Below are 19,216 nucleotides of genomic sequence, written 5' to 3' on the forward strand. Positions count from 1 at the left end.
AGGGATGAGCAGGCCAGAGGAGCACGACATCAAGGGATCCGGCACGGCCGCCCGCCAGGGGCGATGGCCCCGCGGCGGCGGCAAGGTGCGCAGCGCCGTCCTGTGGGACGCGCTGCGCAAGGTGCTGGACCGCCTCGACCCCGGGGCGACCCCCCATGACATCGTCGACGTCGGCGGCGGCACGGGCGGTTTCGCGGTGCCGATGGCCGAGCTGGGGCACCGGGTGACGGTGGTCGACTCCAGCCTGGACGCGCTGGCCGCCCTGGAACGCCGCGCCGCGGAGTCGGGCGTCACCGTGCACGCGGTGCAGGGCGACGCGGTCGACCTGCCCGACCTGCTGGGCCGGGACGCCGCCGACCTGGTGCTGTGCCACAGCGTGCTGGAGTACGTGGACGACCCGGCCGCGGCGATGGCCGCGCTGACCGCCACCGTCCGCGCCGGCGGGTCGGTGAGCGTGCTGGTCCCCGGCCAGGTCGCGGCGGCGCTGCACCGCGCGCTCGCCGGGCATTTCGACGACGCCCGCCGGGCGCTGACCGACCCGTCCGGGCGCTGGGGCGAGCACGACCACACGCCCCGCAGGTTCACCCGCCAGTCGCTGTCCGCGCTCGTGGAGAACGCCGGTCTGCGGGTCGGCGCGCTGCACGGGGTGCGGATCTTCGCCGATCTGGTGCCGACCGGGCTGCTGGAGGCCGAGCAGGACGCCGAGTCGCTGATCGCGCTGGAGGCGGTCGCGGCCGTCCACCCGGTCCTGCGGGAGCTGGCCACCCAGCTGCACGTGGTCGCGGACCGTGTTCGTTAGCGTGTCACCGGCGTGTTCGACGGCGGGCGCCCTCGGCGCCGGGCGCCGCGTGCGATCGCCGTGGCGGGGGTGGCCGGATGAGCCGTAAGCAGCAACTGCACCGGCCGGGGCCGCAACCGGGGCCTCCGGCCGACGACTCCGGGTGCCCGATCCTCCATGTCGACATGGACGCGTTCTTCGTCAGCGTGGAGCTGCTGGAGCGGCCGGAGCTGCGCGGGCGTCCCGTGATCGTGGGCGGGGTGGGGGCGCGCGGCGTGGTGTCGGCGGCCTCCTACGAGGCGCGCGAGTACGGCGTCCACTCGGCGATGCCGATGAGCCGGGCCCGGCGGCTGTGCCCGCAGGCGGTGGTGCTGCCGCCCCGGCACGAGCGGTACGCGACGGTGTCGGCCTCCGTGTTCGAGATCTTCCGCACCGTCACCCCGCTGGTCGAGCCGCTGTCGCTGGACGAGGCGTTCCTGGACGTGGCGGGCGCGCGGCGCCGCCTGGGCCCGCCCGCGGCGATCGCGGCGGCGCTCAGGGAGCAGGTGCGCGAGCAGCAGGGCATCACCTGCTCGGTCGGGGTGGCGTCCACCAAGTTCGTCGCCAAGCTCGCCTCCACCCGGTGCAAGCCGGACGGGCTGCTGGTGGTGCCCGCCGACGGCGTCGAGGAGTTCCTGCATCCGCTGCCCGTGGCCGCCCTGTGGGGGGTCGGGGAACGCACCGAGGAGGCCCTGGCCCGCCTCGGGCTGCGGACCGTGGGCCAGCTCGCCCGCGTCCCCCTCGCCACGCTCCAGCGTGAGCTGGGCAACGCGGTGGGGAGCCACCTGCACGAGCTGTCGTGGGGACGGGACCCGCGCCCGGTCGTCCCGCGCACCCCCGACAGGAGCATCGGCGCCGAGGAGACCTTCGCCACCGACATCGACGACCCGGAGATCATCCGGCGGGAGCTGCTGCGGCTGGCCGAGAAGGTGGGCGCCAGGCTCCGCGCGAGCGGGAACGCGGGCCGCACGGTGAGCGTCAAACTGAGAATGGCGAACTTCAAGACCATCACCCGGTCGCGTACGCTGCGCGAGCCCACCGATCTCGCTCGTGTGATCTACGTCACAGCAACCGAGCTGTACGAAGGGGCGGGCCTGGAACGGGTACGACTCCGGCTGGTGGGCGTCCGGGTGGAGAACCTGGGGCCCGCCGACCAGGCCCCCCGCCAGCTGGCCCTCGACGAACCCGAGATCGGCTGGAGAGAGGCCGAACGCGCGATGGACCAGGTCGCGCACCGGTTCGGCAGCGGTGCCGTCCGGCCGGCCGCGCTGGTCCGCCGCGCGACCCACGGTGAGGCAGAAGGTGAGGCCCGAGAAGGCTCACGAGACGGCAGGGACGTACGGGAATGAGAGCGCACGCGGAGTTGACCCCCATATGGTCTTCGGTTGGCCGTTCGCTTTCGTCCCCTCCCCGCGGCTCGTATTCTGGGCATATCACCGTTGAGGTTCCCGTCCTGCACCGGATACCCCGTCGCGGGGCTGTCGTTGGGAGGCGCCGTGCCGCTGTCTGAGCACGAGCAGCGCATGCTCGACCAGATCGAGCAGGCGTTGTACGCCGAGGATCCGAAGTTCGCTCACGCGGTCCGCTCGACCAACCCACAGGTTCATTACAAGCGCCGGATCGTCAAGGCCACCCTCGGTTTCGTGGTGGGCGTGTGCGCGCTGATGACCGGCCTGGTCATGAACGCCGGAACGGTCACGATCGCCGTGAGCGTGACCGGCTTCCTGCTCATGGTCGTCTGTTGCGTCTGGGCGCTGACCAGCTGGAAGCGCATGACCGGGGTCGGCGCCGAACCCGCCGATCCGGGTGAGGGCGACGCCGGGGGAGGCCGCCAGGCCCGCCGGGGCCGCGCCGGCCGCCGCGGCTTCATGGAGCGGATGGAGGAGCGCTGGCGCCGCCGCACCGAAGGGGAGTGAGGGGCCTCCGCGGGGGCGACCCCCGGATCCCCTGGTGGCGTCCCGCCCGATAGCGCCCTGCCCGCGAGCGACCGCCGGGCATGATCGTCGGCGGCCGCGGCGCACGCCGCGATCCCCGGCGACACGGCACGACACCGACGGCACGAGAACGGCAGGACCTGAGAACGCCATGCCGCCCGTGGCCCGCAGCCACGAGGCGGCCTTCGCGTTTCCGGGGCCGGGCCGCCCGCCGGTGTCGGCGGTCAGCGGTCGGCGGGCGGCAGGAACGCGCGGGCCAGGCGTTCGGCGATGGCGGTGTTCAGGCGGCTGGCGGCCTCAAGGACGCGGGACCAGGTGCCGCCGAACGTGGCGATGCTCGACGGCGGCAGGTAACGGGCCCGCAGCCGGGCGCGGCGGCCCACCGCCGAGGCGAACGCCTGCCGCACCGCCTTCACGTCCGCCTGAAGGGACTCGGCGGGCGCCGGAGGAAGGCTCCGCGCGTACCGGGCCAGTTCCTCGGCGCGGGCGATGCGCCCCAGGGCCTTGGCGCTCTCGGTGTCGAGTTCGAGATGCTCGCCCAGGCGGCGGACGGTCGCGCGCGGGCTGTCACTGGCACGCCAGGGCAGGCCGTGGTCGAGGGCGTCCGCGCGCATCTCCTGCCACGCCGCGTGCGCCACCTCGGCCGGGTCGGGCCGTGACCTGCCCTTCACCCCGTCGAATCCGCGTCCGGCCGCGTTCTCGCGAGGGACGCCGGCCGCGGTGCCCGGCGCGGGGCGGCGCCGCCACCGGCCCAGCATCGACGCGGCCTTCGGCGCCGGACCGCTCGCCGGGGTCCTTCCCAGGGCGGCGGCCGCCCAGCGCCGCCTGCGCATCAGCGCCCTGGCGGTCATCGGCGCCAAGAGGATCAGCACGGCCAGGAGGCCCACGGCGATCCAGCCCCAGGGCGGGCCGTCGTCGTCCTGCCCCTGCTCCGCCAGGCCCGCGGGGCCCAGGTCCTCGGGCTGGTCGCGCTGCGCCTGCTCCGGGGCGGCGCTCGGGTCCGCGGACGCCGAGTCGGTCGGGACCGGCGACGCCGGCTCCTCCTGCTGCCCGTTCTCACCGGCGACGTTCGGGTCGGAGTAGGACGGCGTGAACGCCGTGCCCTGCCCGGCCGGCCCGCTGGGCGTGGGCTCGAAACGCACCCAGCCGGTCCCCGGGAAGTACAGCTCGGGCCAGGCGTGCGCGTCGCGCGACCGCACGACCCAGGTGTCCCGCGAGGTCTGCGTGCCGGGCGTGTAGCCCATCGCGACCCGGGACGGGATGCCCAGGATCCTCGCCAGCAGGGCCATCGCGGCGGCGTACTGCTCGCAGTAGCCGCGCTTGGTGTTCTGCAGGAAGTCGACGAGGTCGTTGCCGTGCTGCGGCGGGGGCGCTTCCAGGTCGTACTGGAAGCCGCCCTCGGTGGTGAACCACCGCTGGAGCCGTACGGCCTGCTCGTGCGCGCTGGTGGCGCCGTTGGTGACGTCCCGCGCGAGCTGGTGGATCTGCGGCGGGACGTTCCTGGGCACCCGGGTGTAGTGCTGGATGATGTCGTTGGGATAGCCGCTCGAAGTGGAGAGCTGCTCCGGGGTGGGCTGCGCCCGCAGGCTCGTCACGTCGTAGGAGCGGCCGCCCGCCGAGTCGCGCAGCGAATAGACCATCAGCGACTGCGGGTCCACCCGCCAGTCGCCCTGGATCGACACCTGCGCCGGCGCGTACGGCAGCGGCAGGAACGTCAGTTCCCGCACCCTGCGCTGGATGCGGATCGACGTCTGCACCACGGTGACGCCCGTCATCTGCGTCAGGCCGGGCGGCGGGGGCAGGCGCCGCTCGAAGAGCCGGTCGAGCCGGTCGCGTGCGGTGCTCTCCAGCGGGCTGTAGGTCCAGCGGTCGCCGTCGAACCGGTCCAGCGCGTACAGGCGCAGGTAGTCCGGGCGCGGGTCGGTGGTGCGGTAGGTCAGCACCACCGAGTCGTCGGCCCTGGTCAGCTCGCGCTTCAGGCTGACCAGCGGATCGGGCGTGGTCACCGTCTGGGTGCCGCCGCCACGGCCGCCGCCGGTGCCCATCCCGAACAGGCCGCGCGGGTGGATGCCGGGGACCGCCACCGGTACCAGCACCGCGATCGCCACCGCGGCCAGCCCGATCCGCCGCCCGCTCGCCGCCAGCGCGCTGGAGTCGGGCCTGGTCCGTCCCGCCTGGGTCGCGGTGTTGCCGGCCATGGGGACGGCCTCGGTCCAGCGCCGCGTGTACACCACCCGGCCCCAGCCGCTCACGTTCTCGCGGGAGTCGGCGACCAGCAGGGCGAGGTAGCCCGCCGCGCCGATACCGAAGGCCACGACGTTGATGCTGTCCTCGCGCACCGCGGCGGGCACGCTGTACATCGCCAGCAGCGGAAGCCCGGCGGGCGCCGCCCGCCGCAGCCGTGCCACCAGCAGGTCGACCGTCACCGCGACCAGGCCGATGCCCGCCGTGGTCAGCAGCGCGATCCCCGGGACGAGCGGCACCGGCGCGGCGTAGCGGTTGGCCGCGTCCCAGCCCTCGCTCAGCAGGGCGCCCAGCCGGGAGACCGACCCCGGCGTCGGCACGACGCCCAGCAGGGCCTCGCCGGCGGTGAACCGCAGCGTCAGGTAGACCAGCAGGGCCGCGAGCCCCGCCAGCAGGCTGACGGCGGGGTGCAGGGGGAACCGCCGCGCCAGCAGCCCGCCGCCCATGACGGCCAGCACGGCGCCGACGCCCGACCAGAACCACGGGCCGCCCGAATACAGCGGGTACAGCCCCGCGGCGCCGCACAGCGTGGCGATGCCGCCCATGACGGTCATGCGGAGGTTCAGCGCGCCCCGGGCCGTGTTCATGACGCGCCCCTGGCCAGGTCACGGTCGCCGCGGGACGAGGGATCCCCGGAGGACGCCCAGGCACCGGCCAGTTCGGCGGCCGACCGCACGACGATCACCCGCCATCCGGCCGCGCGCAGCAGCCGCGCCTGGCCCTCGGGGCGGTCGCCCCCGTCCGGTTCTCCGGCGTTCCGGGGCGGGGCCGCGTCCACGATGACGGCGATGGAGGTGCCGTTGCCGCGCCGTGCCGACGCGACCGTCCGCGCCTCCTCCGCGCTCAGGACGCCCAGCACCGCCACCACCAGGCCGTCGCCGTCCCGTCCCGTGCCGTTCGCGCCCGTACCGCCCGCGCCGCGCAGGGCGGCCAGCCCCGCGGTCAGCGACCGGGTCTTGGACATGCGCGCCATCGCCAGCGCCTCCAGCAGCGGGCCCTCGAAGCCGCCGGACCCCGAGCCGCCGCCCGCCGTGCCGCCCCCGGCGCCGGACATGCGCGGCAGCGCCTCACCCTGGTCGGTCACGAACCGCAGGCCCATCCCGGACCGGCCCAGCTGGACCCCGATGGACGCGGCGATCGACACCGCCTGCTCGAACGAGGACGACGGCCCCTCGCCCCAGTACGCCATCCGCCGGGTGTCCAGGAAGAGCGTGCCGCTGGACTGCCAGTGCTGCTCCTCGCGGCGCACCATCAGCTCGCCGCGCCTGGCCGTGGAGCGCCAGTGGACGCGGCGCAGGTCGTCGCCGTGCCGGTACTCGCGCGGCGCCACGTCGTCCTCACCCGCGGCGGCGACCGCCCGCGCGATGCTGTCGCCGCCGCCCGCCCACGCGCCGCCCGGCCGCTCCTGCGGCAGCGCCACGACCCGCGGGGTCACGGTCAGTGTGTCGGTCAGGCTGAACGAGCGGACCAGCTCCACCATCCCGAACGGGTCGGCCAGCCGCACCGTCAGCGGCCCCACCCGGTAGCGTCCCCGCACCTCCGACCGGACCCGGTAGCTCAGCTGCCGCGAGCCCTGCGGCTCGATCCTGTCGAGGACGAACCGCGCCCTGCCGCCCAGCGAGTGCGGCACCCGGTCCTCCACCATCAGCAGCCCGCTCGGCAGCCGCGAGACGTTCTCCAGCCGCAGGTCCATGCGGGCCTCGTGGCCCACCGGCAGCCGCGCGGGCTCCAGCCGGCGCGCGCAGGCCAGGCGGTACCGGGTCCGCGACACCGCCATGGTCGACAGCAGCGGCAGCACGAGCACCAGCACGCCCGCCCGCAGCAGATCGCGCTCGCCCAGCACGAACGCGCACACGATGGCCGTCGTTCCCGCGGCCACGAAGGACCGGCCACGTGTGGTCAGCCCCGCCAGCGCCTTCCTCAACGCTCACGCCTCGGTAGAAGTCATGCTCGGCCCGGTAGGGGTCATGCCGGGAGAGGCCATGCCCGCTCCCGCCTCGGATCCACGCTCGGCACGGGCGGCCTCCGCTTCGTTCACGGGCCGGCGCCGGCCCCGGTTCACGGGACGCGGCGCGGCCCGGCGTTCAGGTCGCACGGTCAACGACACGGTCAGTGGCACGGTGAGTGGCACGGTCATGCCGCCGATCACGCCCGGGGGCTGGGCACCGGCAGCCGGGACACCAGGTCGGCCACCACGCGCTCGGGGTGGCGCCGCTCGACCTGCGCCTCGGCCGTCGGCAGCAGCCGGTGCGCCAGCACCGGCACCGCCAGTTCCTGGACGTCGTCGGGCAGCACGTAGTCGCGCTCGTCCAGCGCGGCCCACGCGCGGGCCGCGCGCACCAGGTGCAGCGTGGCGCGGGGGGAGGCGCCGAGCCGCAGGTCCGGATGGTTCCGGGTGGCGGTGACCAGGTCGATGGCGTACTGGCGCACCTGCGGCGCGACATGCTGGTGCCGCACCACCTCGATGAGGTCGCGTACGTCGCCCGCGTGCGCCACCGGGCGCAGCCGGTCCAGCGGGGACGTCTGCCCGTGCACGTCCAGCATCTCCAGCTCGGCGGCCTGGTCGGGATAGCCCATCGAGATCCGCGCGGTGAACCGGTCCCGCTGCGCCTCCGGCAGCGGGTAGGTGCCCTCCATCTCCACCGGGTTCTGCGTGGAGATCACCATGAACGGGCGCTCCAGCGGATAGGTCGTGCCGTCGACGGTGACCTGCCGCTCCTCCATGCACTCCAGCAGCGCCGACTGGGTCTTGGGCGAGGCCCGGTTGATCTCGTCGCCCACCACGATGTTGGCGAACACCGGCCCCGGCTTGAACTCGAACTCGCGCAGCTCCTGGTTGTAGGCGCTGACCCCGGTGATGTCGCTGGGCAGCAGGTCGGGCGTGAACTGCACGCGCCGCACCGAGCAGTCGATCGACCGGGCCAACGCCTTGGCCAGCATCGTCTTGCCGACCCCCGGGACGTCCTCGATCAGCAGGTGTCCCTCCGCCAGCAGCACCGTCAGCGCGAGCCTGACCACCCGGGGCTTCCCCTCGATCACCGACTCCACGGCGTCCCGGATCTTGCTGGCGACCTGGGCCAGGCCGTCCAGGCCCGGATCCGCTCCGGCGGGACGGTCGCGGGACGTGGACGCGCCGCCGCGGATCCCGCCCCCGGCTCCCTCGGACAGCCCGTCAGGTGCGGCCGTTCGCCCGGGGCCGGCGGACGCGTCCATGAACGACTCGCCGTGCGTGCCTACTGCCACCAGCAACCCTCCTCAGCCGAACGGCCGCGCGGCGTGCCGGCGGCCCGCGCGCCCGGGACGTCCGTCCCGCCCACGTGGCCGGCACCGCGGCCCGGTCTCAGCGACCCGGTACGGCATTGTTCCGTGCCCTGGTTCAGGTGCCCCGTCATGTGCCTTTCCCACCGACAGTACGTTGTCGGGCGCGCTGTCGCGATGTTCATGTCGAACCGGAGCCATTGTGCTCCACCAAAATGACCATCACAGCCCCACGGGACGCGCTCCGGCCCTTCCCTCCCGTGCCCCACTTCCACCCACCCCCCCGTCCCTGACCGCCCCTTGACAGGCCGCCGCGCGGCGCCCGCCGGGACGGCGTCCGGGGCGCGCGCCCGCGCCCGGCCCCCCACTTCGCGCCACCCCTCTGACCTGCGAATTTCCGGAGCGTTACAGCGATGGAGAGGTGTTTTCCTAGTTGACGGTGGGGAGGAGTGGAGTAGAGTGGGGCGCCGTGGGGAGCAGTAGCGCCCCGCGCGGTGCGGGGAGGTGGGGCCATGTTTCTCGGCACCCATGCCCTGCGCCTCGACGACAAGGGACGGCTGTTCCTGCCTGCGAAGTACCGCGAGGAGCTGTCGGGGGGATTGGTGATCACGAAGGGCCAGGAACGCTGCCTGTACGTCTTCCCCATGGCGGAGTTCCAGCGCATCACCGAGGCGCTTCGTGCCGCACCGGTCACCGAGAAGGCGGTCCGCGCCTACAGCCGCGTCTTCTTCGCCAGCGCCTCGGACGAGGTGCCCGACAAGCAGGGACGCGTCACGATCCCGCCGCCGCTGCGCTCGTACGCGGGCCTGTCCCGCGACTGCACCGTGATCGGCGCCAACACGCGCCTGGAGATCTGGGACAGCGCGGCGTGGGAGTCCTACCTCGAGCAGGAGGAGCAGAGCTTCTCCGACGTCTCCGAGGAGGTGTTGCCCGGGATCCTTTGAGCATTCACTCGTCGGTCCGATGACCGGCAATGGCCCACGTTCGGCCAGGTCTCCAGCCGCTCTCCGGCCCTCTGGCGCAGCTTCCCCGGTGCCAGAAGGCGACACTCCGCGGCCCGATCGAACACCACGGTCGCGGTGCACTTCCTCAACGGGCAGCGGATGGGGACCTGGCCGGGCGAGGCCGCCGGCTCCGACCACGCGCCCGGTGACAGGCCGTCGCACGGGCGGCGAACGGATTCTTCCCGCCGGGTTGGGGGCCCGGCGCCGGACCGGCGATGCCACGCAGTCCGCGAGCGAAGTGGCAGCACGAGGGGGTGAAGCATGGACGTGGGGGACCACGCGGCCGGAACCGGTCACGTACCGGTCATGCTCGGTCGCGTTCTGGAACTGCTGGGCCCCGCGCTGGAGGCCGCCGGCCCGTCGCGGGCCCCGGTCTACCTCGATGCCACCCTCGGCCTCGGCGGCCACGCCGAGGCCGTGCTCGAAGCCCATCCCCGGGCGCTGCTGATCGGCCTCGACCGCGACACCACCGCTCTGGAGCGCTCCGCCCGCAGGCTGGAGCGCTTCGGCGACCGCGTACGGCTGGAGCACGCCGTCTACGACGAGCTGCCCGGGGTCCTCGAAAGGGCCGGGCTGCCGACCGTGGACGCGGCCCTGTTCGACCTCGGGGTGTCCTCGCCACAGCTGGACGAGGCCGACCGCGGTTTCGCCTATTCCTATGACGCGCCGCTCGACATGCGCATGGACCGTAGCCAGAGACTGACGGCGGCCGAGGTGGTCAACGAGTACCCGCCCGCCGAGCTGGCCCGCATCCTGCGCGAGTACGGGGAGGAGCGGTTCGCGCAGCGGATCGCGTCCGCCATCGTCCGCGAGCGCGAGCGCGCACCGCTCGACTCCACCAGGCGGCTCGCCGACCTGGTGCGCACCTCGATCCCCGCCGCCACCCGCCGTACCGGGGGCAACCCCGCCAAGCGGACGTTCCAGGCGCTGCGCATCGAGGTCAACGGGGAGCTGGACATCCTGCGGCGGGCCCTGCCCGCCGCGCTCGGCGCGCTGCCGGTCGGGGGCCGGATCGTCGTGCTGTCCTACCACTCCCTGGAGGACCGCATCGTCAAGCGCGTCCTGGCCGCCGAGGCGGCCGACACCACCCCGCCGGGACTGCCCGTCGCGCTGCCCGAGCACCGGCCGAGGTTCCGGCTGCTCACCCGCGGCGCCGAGCCGGCGTCCGCCGAGGAGACCACGACCAACCCACGGGCCGAGTCGGTCCGGCTGCGCGCCGCCGAACGGCTCCGGGAGGCATCATGACCGAGCGCAGCGAGGGCTCATGACCACGACGACCCGGCGCCCGCGGGGCGCCACCAAGCCCGCCGCTCCGCCCCGGGCCCGTCCGGAGCGCGAGCGCGGTACGCGGACGCCCGGCGCTCCGGCCGCCACGGCGACCAAGACGAGGCCGGCGGCCCGGCCGGTCAAGCGCGCCGCGCCCGCGCGCCGCCACACGCCGCCGCGCGCGCCGTTCCTGCTGCTCATCTGCGGGCTGCTGGCGGGCGCGCTGGTGAGCCTGCTGCTGCTCAACGCCGTCCTGGCCGAGGACGCCTTCGCGCTCACCCGGCTGCAGCAGAGCAACAAGCTGCTCGCCCAGCAGAAGCAGGCCCTCGAAATCGAGCTGGCCCGCGAGGAGTCGCCGGAACGGCTGGCGCAGCGCGCCGAGGCCCTCGGCATGCAGCGGCCCACCCGCCTGGCGTTCATCGACGGCGTCACCGGCCAGGTGATCGGCGGCCAGGTCCGCCCGGTCCCGCACGCCGCCGCCGCGGCCGCGGGCGCCGCGGGCGTCGTCGGCATCCCCGGCGCCGTCGTCCCGGGCGACGGAGTCCCCGCCGCCGTCCCCGCCAAGCCGTGACCCGGCCAGAGCCAATCTAAGGAGCCGGGAGCACAGTGAGCGAGGCGAAGGGGCGGCGCGTCCGCTGGAGTGAGGAGCGGCGGGAGCTTGCGACCAGAGTGACGAGGGAAGTGGTCGCGAGGTGCCGTCCCGGAGCGGAGCGGAGAGCACAGTGTGGAGTGGAGGGGCGGCGCGTCCGCTGGAGTGAGGAGCGGCGGGAGCTTGCGACCAGAGTGACGAGGGAAGTGGTCGCGAGGTGCCGTCCCGGAGCGGAGCGGAGAGCACAGTGACGACGGGGCCGGGGCGTGGGGCGGGGGTGCCGCCTGGGCGTGGGCGCGGGGGGCGTGGACGTGCGTCCCGGGGTCCTGCGGGGGGCGAGGAGAAGAGCGGCCCGGGCGCGGCGCGCGCGTCCGGGCGCAGAAAGGGCGAGCCGCCGCGGTCTCCGGGGAAACCGGGGACGCGGCGGCCGTCCCGCAACGGGATGGTGCCGCCGCCGCGTGACGGCGCGTCCAAGGGCGGTTCCAAGAACGGTTCGGCGGGCGCGGGGAAGAAGGTCCAGGGGCGGGGCGCGGAGGCGCGTGGCGCCGTGAAGCAGGGCGCTTCCGGTAAGAGGCCGCCCGGTTCGAGTGCGGCGTCCAAGGGCCCGGCAGGCAAGGCACGGCCGCGGGGACGTGCGGAGGGACCCCGGGGGCGTGGTGCCGGGGGCGGGCCGCCCAGGCGGAGGCCGCCGCGTCCGCGCGTGCCGTTCCACCGGCGCGACCCGGTGAAGCGGCTCAACGTGGGGCTGCTGGTCATCGCGTTCGTGTTGTCGCTGTTCGCGGGGCGCCTGGTGCAGTTGCAGACGATCGAGTCGCACTCCTACAGCGAGCTGGCCATGCGGCAGCGGCTGCAGACCATCGATCTGCCCGCGGTGCGCGGCGAGATCACCGACGCGGACGGGCATCCGCTGGCGGTGACGGTGGAGGCCCGCGCGATCTTCGCCGACCCGTACATGATCAAGCCGGATCGGCGGCAGGAGATCGTGAACGCGCTGGCCCCGGCGCTGGGCATGAGCCGGGCCGCGGTCATGAAGGCGATCAGCAAGCCGGACAGCCGGTTCGAGTACCTGGCGCACGGCGTCCGCCCCGACCGGGCACGGATGATCATGGGGTACGGGTTCGCGGGCATCGGCACCCTGCCGGAGTACCGCCGCGAGTACCCGAACGACTCCCTGGCCGCCAGCGTCATAGGGTTCGTGAACGCCGAGGGTAAGGGGGCCGCCGGCCTGGAGTACGCGCTGAACTCGCGGCTCGCCGGGCAGCCGGGCTGGCAGCGGGTGGAGATCAGCCCGGAGGGCCAGCACATCCCGATGGGCGAGGACGCCAAGCGGCCGCCGGTGCCCGGCAGCGGGGTGCGGCTCACCCTGATGCGCGACATCCAGTTCCACGCGCAGCGGGCCATCGAGAGGCAGGTCAAGGCGACCGGCGCGCGCAGTGGCAGCGTCATCGTGATGGACCCGCGGGACGGGCGGATGCTGGCGATGGCCTCGGCGCCCGGCTACGACCCCAACCGCTACACCAGGTCGTCGCCCAGCCGGTGGGGGAGCCCGCTCGTCCAGGAAGCGTACGAGCCGGGCTCGACGGGGAAGGTCGTGACCGCGGCGGCGGTGATGGAGAAGGGCGGGGTCACGCAGAACACGCCGTTCACCGTCCCCGACAGCGTCCGCCGGTACGACCGCACGTTCAAGGACTCCCATCCGCATCCGACGGAGCGGCTCACGTTCGCGGGGGTGCTGGCCACGTCCAGCAACGTGGGCACCATCCTGGCCAGCGAGCGGATCTCCCAGCGGGAGCTGTACGAGTCGCTGCGCGCCTTCGGGTTCGGGGAGAAGACCGGTGTCGGCCTGCCCGGGGAGACCGCGGGGCAGCTGCTGCCGCCGGACAAGTGGTCGGGCACCGACCGGTACCCGATCGCGTTCGGCCAGACCGTGTCGGTGAACGCGGTGCAGATGGCCAGCGTGTACGCCACCATCGCCAACGACGGCGTCCGCGCCGCGCCCACCCTGATCGCCGGGACCACCGGCGAGGACGGGTCGTTCACCCCGGCGCCGAGCCGCGGGAGCCGACGGGTCGTCAGTTCCGCCACGGCCCGCTCGATCCGCGACATGCTGGAGGGCGTGGCCTCTCCGGAGGGCACGGCGCCCAAGGCGCGGATCCCCGGGTACCGGGTGGCGGGCAAGACCGGTACCGCCGAGATCGTGAACCCGCGTTGCGGCTGCTATGACGGCAGCGGCTACATCGCGTCGTTCGCCGGGTTCGCGCCCGCGGACGACCCGCAACTGGTCGTGCAGGTCGTCCTGCGGGGCCCGACGAGGGGGAGCCACTATGGTGGCGATGCGGCGGCTCCCGTCTTCAAGGACGTGATGAGCTTCGCCCTGCAGACCCGGAAAATCCCACCGACGGGGAGTAAACCGCCGATCATCAAGATCCACGCCCCCGGCTGACCGCAGCGAGTACCCTCTCTCGCCGTGAGCCCAGCACCCGCGTCCGGCCCCCGGCACCGGCCGGCCGCCATGTCCAGCACCTCGACCAGTACCGGAAGACACGCCATGCGCCCGACGACCAACCCGGCCCGCCCGCTCACGGGGCTCGCCGCCCTGCTCGGCGCCGAGACGCTGACGGGGCCCCGGATCGGGCCCCGGACGGAGGCCCTGGACGGGGTGTCGGTGACCGGCATCACCCACGACTCGCGGTCGGTGCTGCCCGGTGACCTGTACGTGGCGCTGCCGGGATCGCGCGCGCACGGCGCCCAGTTCGCCCGGCAGGCCGTGGACGCGGGCGCCGCCGCGATCCTCACCGACCCGTCCGGGCGGCACCGCGCCGCGGCGACGGGGCTGCCGGTGCTGGTGGTGCGCGATCCGCGGGCCGTGCTGGGGGACGCCGCCGCCTGGGTGTACGGGGAGCCGGTCCGCGACCTGACGCTGATCGGCGTGACCGGGACCAGCGGCAAGACCACCACCGTCTACCTGCTGGAGGCGGGGCTGCGCGCCGCCGGGGTGGAGACGGCCGTGGTCGGCACCGTGGAGATGCGGATCCAGGACGCCAGGCTGCCCAGCTCGCTGACCACCCCGGAGGCCACCGACCTGCACGCGATCTTCGCGATGATGCGGGAGCGCGGGGTGGGGGCCGCGGCGATGGAGGTCTCCAGCCACGCGCTGGAGCAGGGCCGGGTGGGCGGCGCCCGCTACGAGGTGTCGATCTTCACGAACCTGTCCCAGGACCACCTGGACTACCACCCGACCATGCAGGACTACTTCGCGGCGAAGGCGAGGCTGTTCACGCCCGAGTACACCCGTACCGGCGTGGTGAACCTGGACGACCACTACGGCCGCGAGCTGATGGAGATCGCCACCATCCCGCTCACGACGTACTCCGGGACCGGGGACCCGGCCGCCGACTGGTACGCCGAGGACGTGCGGACCGGCGCGGACGGCAGCGTGTTCCGGGTGGTCGGCCCCGGCGGCGTCGAGGCGGACGCGGCCGTCCGGCTGGCCGGGCCGTTCAACGTGTCCAACGCGCTGGCCGCGATCGTGGCGCTGGTGGAGGCGGGCATCCCGCTCCAGACCGCGGTGCACGGCGTGGCGTCGCTGCCGGGAGTCCCGGGACGGCTGGAACGGGTGGACGAGGGCCAGGACTTCGTGACCCTGGTGGACTACTCGCACAAGCCGGGCGCGGTGGAGGCGGTGCTGTCGGCGTTGCGCCCGGTCACCGAGGGGCGGCTCATGGTGGTGCTCGGCTGCGGCGGCGACCGCGACCGCGGCAAGCGCCCGCTCATGGGGGAGGCGGCGGCCCGGCTGGCCGACCTGGCCTTCTTCACCGACGACAACCCCAGGTCGGAGGATCCCCTGGCGATCCTCGCCGCTATGGTCGAGGGCGTGCTCAAGGTCCCGCGTCCCGAGCGGGCGCGGGTCGTGGTCGAGCCCGACCGGGCCGCCGCGATCGATCTGGCGATCGGGCGGGCCCGTCCCGGCGACGTGATCGTCGTGGCGGGCAAGGGCCATGAGCAGGGGCAGTACGTGGCGGGCGAGGTGTTCCCCTTCGACGACCGCGAGGTGGTCAGGGAGGCGCTGCGCCGGCACGGCGCCCCCGGGACGGCGGCTCCCCCCGGACGGACCGGGCGGCCCAGACGACGTGTGAGAGGGGACGGGACGCAGGCGTGATCCCACTTCCGCTGTCGACGATCGCGGAGCTGACGGGCGGCACACCGGCGGGCGCGGACGGCCGTGACCCGGTGGTCTCCGGGCCCGTGGTCATCGACTCCCGCGAGGCCGCGCCGGGGACGCTGTTCGCGGCGTTCCGGGGAGAGCGGGCCGACGGGCACGACTTCGCCGCGGCGGCGTACGAGGCCGGCGCGGCGGCGGTGCTGGCCGAGCGGCCGGTCGGCGGGCCCGCGGTGGTCGTCGAGGACGTGCAGCGCGCGCTGGGCCTGCTGGCGCGCGGCGTGCTGGAGCGGCTGCCCGGGGTCACCGTGATCGCGGTGACGGGCTCGGCCGGCAAGACCTCGACCAAGGACCTCATCGCGCAGGTCGTCCGGCGGGCCGGGCCGACCATCGCGCCGCCGGGCTCGTTCAACAACGAGATCGGGCTGCCGCTGACGGTGCTGCGCGCCGGCGAGGAGACCCGTTTCCTGGTGCTGGAGATGGGCGCGCGGGGCGCCGGCCACATCGCCTACCTCACCGGGATCGCTCCACCGCGCGTCGGCGTGGTGCTGAACGTGGGCTCGGCGCACATCGGCGAGTTCGGGAGCCGCGAGGGCATCGCCGAGGCCAAGGGCGAGCTCGCCGAGGCCGTCCCGGAGGGCGGCACGGCGATCCTGAACGCCGACGATCCGCTGGTGTCCGCGATGGCGTCCCGGACCCGGGGCGAGGTCGTCACCTTCGGCCGCTCGCCCGCCGCGACGGTGCGGGCCGTGGACGACCGGCTGGACGGCGCGGGCCGTCCCCGCTTCACCCTGGTGACCCCGGAGGGCTCGGCGCCGGTGGAGCTGGCGCTGCACGGGTCGCACGCGGTCGGCAACGCGCTGGCGGCGGCCGCGGCGGGCCGGGCCGCGGGGCTGCCCGTCGAGGTGGTCGCCGGGGCGCTCGCGGACGCCCGCCCGGCCAGCCGCTGGCGGATGGAGGTCACCGAACGGGCCGACGGCGTCACGATCGTCAACGACGCCTACAACGCCAACCCCGAGTCGATGCGGGCCGCGGTGGACGTCGTGGCGCACATGGCGCGGGACGGGCGCGCGTACGCGGTGCTGGGCGAGATGGCCGAACTGGGCCCCGGATCCGTGGCGGAACATGCCAAGATCGGGCAGCATGTCGCGCGCAGCGGCATCGCGGGACTCGTCGTCGTCGGCGCGAACGCCGCGCCGATGGCCGAAGGAGCCGCGCAGGTGGCGTCATGGACGGGAGAGTGCGTACAGGTGGAGGACGTCGGCGCGGCGGTGACCGCGCTCAGCGAGCGGCTGCGGCCGCGGGACGTCGTACTGGTGAAGGGCTCTCGCGTCGCCGGGATGGAACGGGTCGCCGAGCGGCTGCTGGAGGCCGCGGGGGGTGTGGGAGGCCGCACCTCCGCAGGTGACGCGCTCTCCTCCCCCGGGGGTGACCCGGCGTGACCAATATCATCATCGCGGCCGGGATCGCGCTGGTCATCGGCATGGTCGGGACCCCGGTGTGGATCAGGATCGTCAACCGGCTGGGCTACGGCCAGATGATCCGCGAGGAGGGGCCGTCCGGGCACCACGGCAAGCGCGGCACCCCCACCATGGGCGGCGCGGTGTTCATCGCCGGCTCGCTGGCCGGGTACGCGGGCGCGCACCTGTTCACCGGCAGCGCGCCGACGGTGTCGGGCGGCCTGGTGCTGTTCCTGATGGCCGGTCTGGGCCTGGTCGGGTTCGTGGACGACTACATCAAGGTGTTCAAGCAGCGCAGCCTGGGCCTGCGCAGCGGCGCCAAGATGATCGGGATCATCCTGGTCGGGGTCGTGTTCGCGGTCGCGTCGCTGAACTTCCCCAACGGGTACGACATCACCCCGGCGGGGCCGTACCTGTCGTTCCTGCGCGACTTCGGCCCGCCGATCGGCCCGTACCTGTTCGTGGTGTGGGCGCTGCTGCTGATCGCGGCGATGTCCAACGGGGTGAACCTGACCGACGGGCTGGACGGCCTGGCCGCGGGCCCGTGCGCGATGGTGCTGGCCGCGTACGTGATCATCGGTAACTGGCAGCTGCGCAACAGCTGCTACGACTTCGCGCTGGCGCCCAACTGCTACAGCGTCCGCGACCCGCTGGACCTGGCGGTGGTGGCGGCGGCCGTGCTGGGCGGGGTGTTCGGGTTCCTGTGGTGGAACGCGCCGCCCGCCAAGATCTTCATGGGGGACACCGGCTCCCTGGCGCTGGGCGGGGTGCTGGTCGGGCTGGCCATCCTCACCCGCACCCAGTTCCTGCTGGCGATCCTGTGCGGCCTGATCGTGATGATCACCCTGTCGGTGATGATCCAGGTCGGCGGGTTCAAGCTCACCAAGAAACGGGTGTTCAAGATGGCGCCGCTGCAGCACCACTTCGAGCTGTCGGGCTGGGCGGAGACCACCATCGTCGTGCGCTTCTGGCTGATGTCGGCGCTGTTCACCGCGATCGGCCTCGGCCTGTTCTACCTGGAATGGATGCCGAAGAGTTGACGCCGGACACGGGGGAGTGGGACGGGCGGGGCGTCTGCGTCGCCGGGATCGGGGTGTCGGGACGGGCCGCGGCGCGCGTCCTGGCCGCGCGGGGCGCCCGCGTGACGGTCGTCGAGGGGCGCGACGACGAGGAGCGGCGCGCCCACGCCGCCGAGCTGGAGGCGCTGGGCGTCGCGGTGCGGCTGGGCGACGGCGACACCCTTCCCGAGGGCACCGACCTGGTGGTGATGTCGCCGGGCTGGCGTCCCGACGCGCCGCTGCCGGCCGCGGCCGTGGCCGCGGGCGTCGAGATCTACGGCGAGGTGGAGCTGGCGTGGCGGCTGCGCGCCCCCGGGTCGGCGCCCTGGCTGGCGATCACGGGGACGGACGGCAAGACCACCGTGGTGCGGATGCTGGCCCGGATGCTGGAGGCGGCCGGGCACGACGCGCTGGCCGTCGGCAACGTCGGGACGCCCATCGTCGAGGCAGTCCTGGAGAAGCACGACGTCCTCGCGGTCGAGCTGTCCAGCTACCAGCTGTACTGGTCGAGCTCCCCGGCGCCGCGCGCCGCCGCCGTGCTGAACGTCGCGCCCGACCACCTGGACTGGCACGGCACCATGGACGCCTACGTCGCGGCCAAGTCCACGATCTTCGAGCGTGCCGGGGTCGCGGTCTGCAACGCCGACGACCCGATCTCCACCGAGCTGGCGGAGAAGGCGCGCCCCCAGGCCAGGGCCGCGTTCACCTTGGGGGTCCCCGCGCCGGGGCAGCTGGGCGTGGTGGACGACCTGCTGGTCGACCGGGCGTTCGTCGCCGACCCGGCGCGCGAGGCCGCCGAGCTGGCCGTGCTGGGCGACGTCCGGCCGTTCGCGCCGCACAACGTCGCCAACGCGCTCGCGGCGGCGGCCCTGGCCCGCGCGTACGGCGTGCCGCCCGAGGCGGTGCGGGACGGGCTGCGCGCGTTCGTCCCGGACCCGCACCGCATCCAGCACGTCGCGGAGATCGGCGGCGTCACCTACATCAACGACTCCAAGGCCACCCAGCCGCACGCGGCGGCGGCGTCCCTGGCCGCCTACGAGTCGATCGTGTGGATCGCGGGCGGGCTGCTGAAGGGCCTGGAGGTGGACGACCTGGTGCGGTCGTGCGCGCCGCGGCTGCGCGGCGTGGTGCTCATGGGCCGCGACCGGGCGCGGATCGCGGAGGCTCTCGCGCGACACGCGCCCGATATTCCGGTCGTGGACGTGCCCGACACCGACACTGGGGCGATGGACCGCGTCGTGACCGAAGCCGCCGCCCTGGCCCGTCCGGGCGACACCGTGCTGCTCGCCCCCGTGGGGGCCTCCTTCGACATGTTCGCCAACTACCCGGCGCGCGGCGACGCCTTCATGGCGTCCGTCCGCCGCCTCCCCGGCGCGGAGCCGGCGGTCCCCGGCGGCGAGGCCCGCTGACGGCGGCGAGCGGGGGGG

The 19,216-nt window shown here is 74.3% G+C and carries 14 protein-coding genes; 11 read left to right on the forward strand and 3 right to left on the reverse strand.

Features of this window, described 5'->3' with window-relative positions; all coding sequences use genetic code 11:
* Positions 1-4: 4 nt before the first annotated feature.
* The 3 genes from ACGWYJ_RS12220 (at position 5) to ACGWYJ_RS12230 (ending at position 2,733) form a co-directional block, all read left to right on the forward strand.
* On the forward strand, positions 5-799 hold the full coding sequence (locus tag ACGWYJ_RS12220; protein ID WP_395106017.1) for a methyltransferase domain-containing protein: 795 nt from the start codon (positions 5-7) through the stop codon (positions 797-799).
* Between the two features lie 77 nt (positions 800-876).
* A complete protein-coding gene (locus ACGWYJ_RS12225) occupies positions 877-2,166 on the forward strand; it encodes a DNA polymerase IV (RefSeq protein ID WP_395106018.1) in 1,290 nt (429 codons plus the stop codon).
* Positions 2,167-2,313: 147 nt separating this feature from the next.
* Positions 2,314-2,733, forward strand: a complete 420-nt coding sequence (locus ACGWYJ_RS12230) for a DUF3040 domain-containing protein (RefSeq protein ID WP_395106019.1) — start codon at positions 2,314-2,316, stop codon at positions 2,731-2,733.
* Between the two features lie 242 nt (positions 2,734-2,975).
* On the opposite strand, the gene ACGWYJ_RS12235 is transcribed toward ACGWYJ_RS12230, so the two are convergent.
* The 3 genes from ACGWYJ_RS12235 to ACGWYJ_RS12245 all read right to left on the reverse strand — a co-directional run bounded on the left by ACGWYJ_RS12235 (position 2,976) and on the right by ACGWYJ_RS12245 (position 8,238).
* Positions 2,976-5,582 (reverse strand): transglutaminaseTgpA domain-containing protein, encoded by a 2,607-nt coding sequence (locus ACGWYJ_RS12235; protein WP_395106020.1) that lies wholly within the window; start codon positions 5,580-5,582, stop codon positions 2,976-2,978.
* Entirely contained in the window at positions 5,579-6,919 is a 1,341-nt protein-coding gene (locus tag ACGWYJ_RS12240; protein WP_395106021.1) for a DUF58 domain-containing protein, read from the reverse strand. Before ACGWYJ_RS12240 ends, ACGWYJ_RS12235 begins: the two co-directional genes overlap by 4 nt.
* A 221-nt stretch (positions 6,920-7,140) precedes the next feature.
* Entirely contained in the window at positions 7,141-8,238 is a 1,098-nt protein-coding gene (locus ACGWYJ_RS12245; protein WP_395106022.1) for an AAA family ATPase, read from the reverse strand.
* Positions 8,239-8,765: 527 nt separating this feature from the next.
* On the opposite strand from ACGWYJ_RS12245, the gene mraZ reads away from it, so the two are divergent.
* The 8 genes from mraZ (at position 8,766) to murD (ending at position 19,198) form a co-directional block, all read left to right on the forward strand.
* On the forward strand, positions 8,766-9,197 hold the full coding sequence (mraZ, locus tag ACGWYJ_RS12250) for a division/cell wall cluster transcriptional repressor MraZ (protein ID WP_395106023.1): 432 nt from the start codon (positions 8,766-8,768) through the stop codon (positions 9,195-9,197).
* A 321-nt stretch (positions 9,198-9,518) separates the two neighbouring features.
* Positions 9,519-10,502: a 16S rRNA (cytosine(1402)-N(4))-methyltransferase RsmH gene (gene rsmH / locus ACGWYJ_RS12255; protein WP_395106024.1), complete on the forward strand. Its 984-nt coding sequence runs from the start codon at positions 9,519-9,521 to the stop codon at positions 10,500-10,502.
* Between the two features lie 19 nt (positions 10,503-10,521).
* Entirely contained in the window at positions 10,522-11,094 is a 573-nt protein-coding gene (locus ACGWYJ_RS12260; RefSeq protein ID WP_395106025.1) for a hypothetical protein, read from the forward strand.
* Positions 11,095-11,812: 718 nt separating this feature from the next.
* Entirely contained in the window at positions 11,813-13,555 is a 1,743-nt protein-coding gene (locus ACGWYJ_RS12265) for a peptidoglycan D,D-transpeptidase FtsI family protein (protein WP_395106026.1), read from the forward strand.
* Between the two features lie 105 nt (positions 13,556-13,660).
* The gene (locus ACGWYJ_RS12270) at positions 13,661-15,271 is read left to right on the forward strand and encodes a UDP-N-acetylmuramoyl-L-alanyl-D-glutamate--2,6-diaminopimelate ligase (RefSeq protein ID WP_395106056.1); all 1,611 of its coding nucleotides are present in this window, start codon (positions 13,661-13,663) and stop codon (positions 15,269-15,271) included.
* Positions 15,268-16,713, forward strand: coding sequence for a UDP-N-acetylmuramoyl-tripeptide--D-alanyl-D-alanine ligase (murF, locus tag ACGWYJ_RS12275; protein ID WP_395106027.1), 1,446 nt, complete (start codon positions 15,268-15,270; stop codon positions 16,711-16,713). Before ACGWYJ_RS12270 ends, murF begins: the two co-directional genes overlap by 4 nt.
* Positions 16,710-17,771: a phospho-N-acetylmuramoyl-pentapeptide-transferase gene (gene mraY / locus ACGWYJ_RS12280; protein WP_395106028.1), complete on the forward strand. Its 1,062-nt coding sequence runs from the start codon at positions 16,710-16,712 to the stop codon at positions 17,769-17,771. The genes murF and mraY overlap by 4 nt, the downstream gene beginning before the upstream one ends.
* Entirely contained in the window at positions 17,768-19,198 is a 1,431-nt protein-coding gene (gene murD, locus ACGWYJ_RS12285; protein WP_395106029.1) for a UDP-N-acetylmuramoyl-L-alanine--D-glutamate ligase, read from the forward strand. Before mraY ends, murD begins: the two co-directional genes overlap by 4 nt.
* The last annotated feature ends 18 nt before the right edge of the window (positions 19,199-19,216 follow it).

Source organism: Actinomadura sp. SCN-SB (assembly GCF_043906805.1).
Classification (GTDB): Bacteria; Actinomycetota; Actinomycetes; order Streptosporangiales; family Streptosporangiaceae; genus Spirillospora.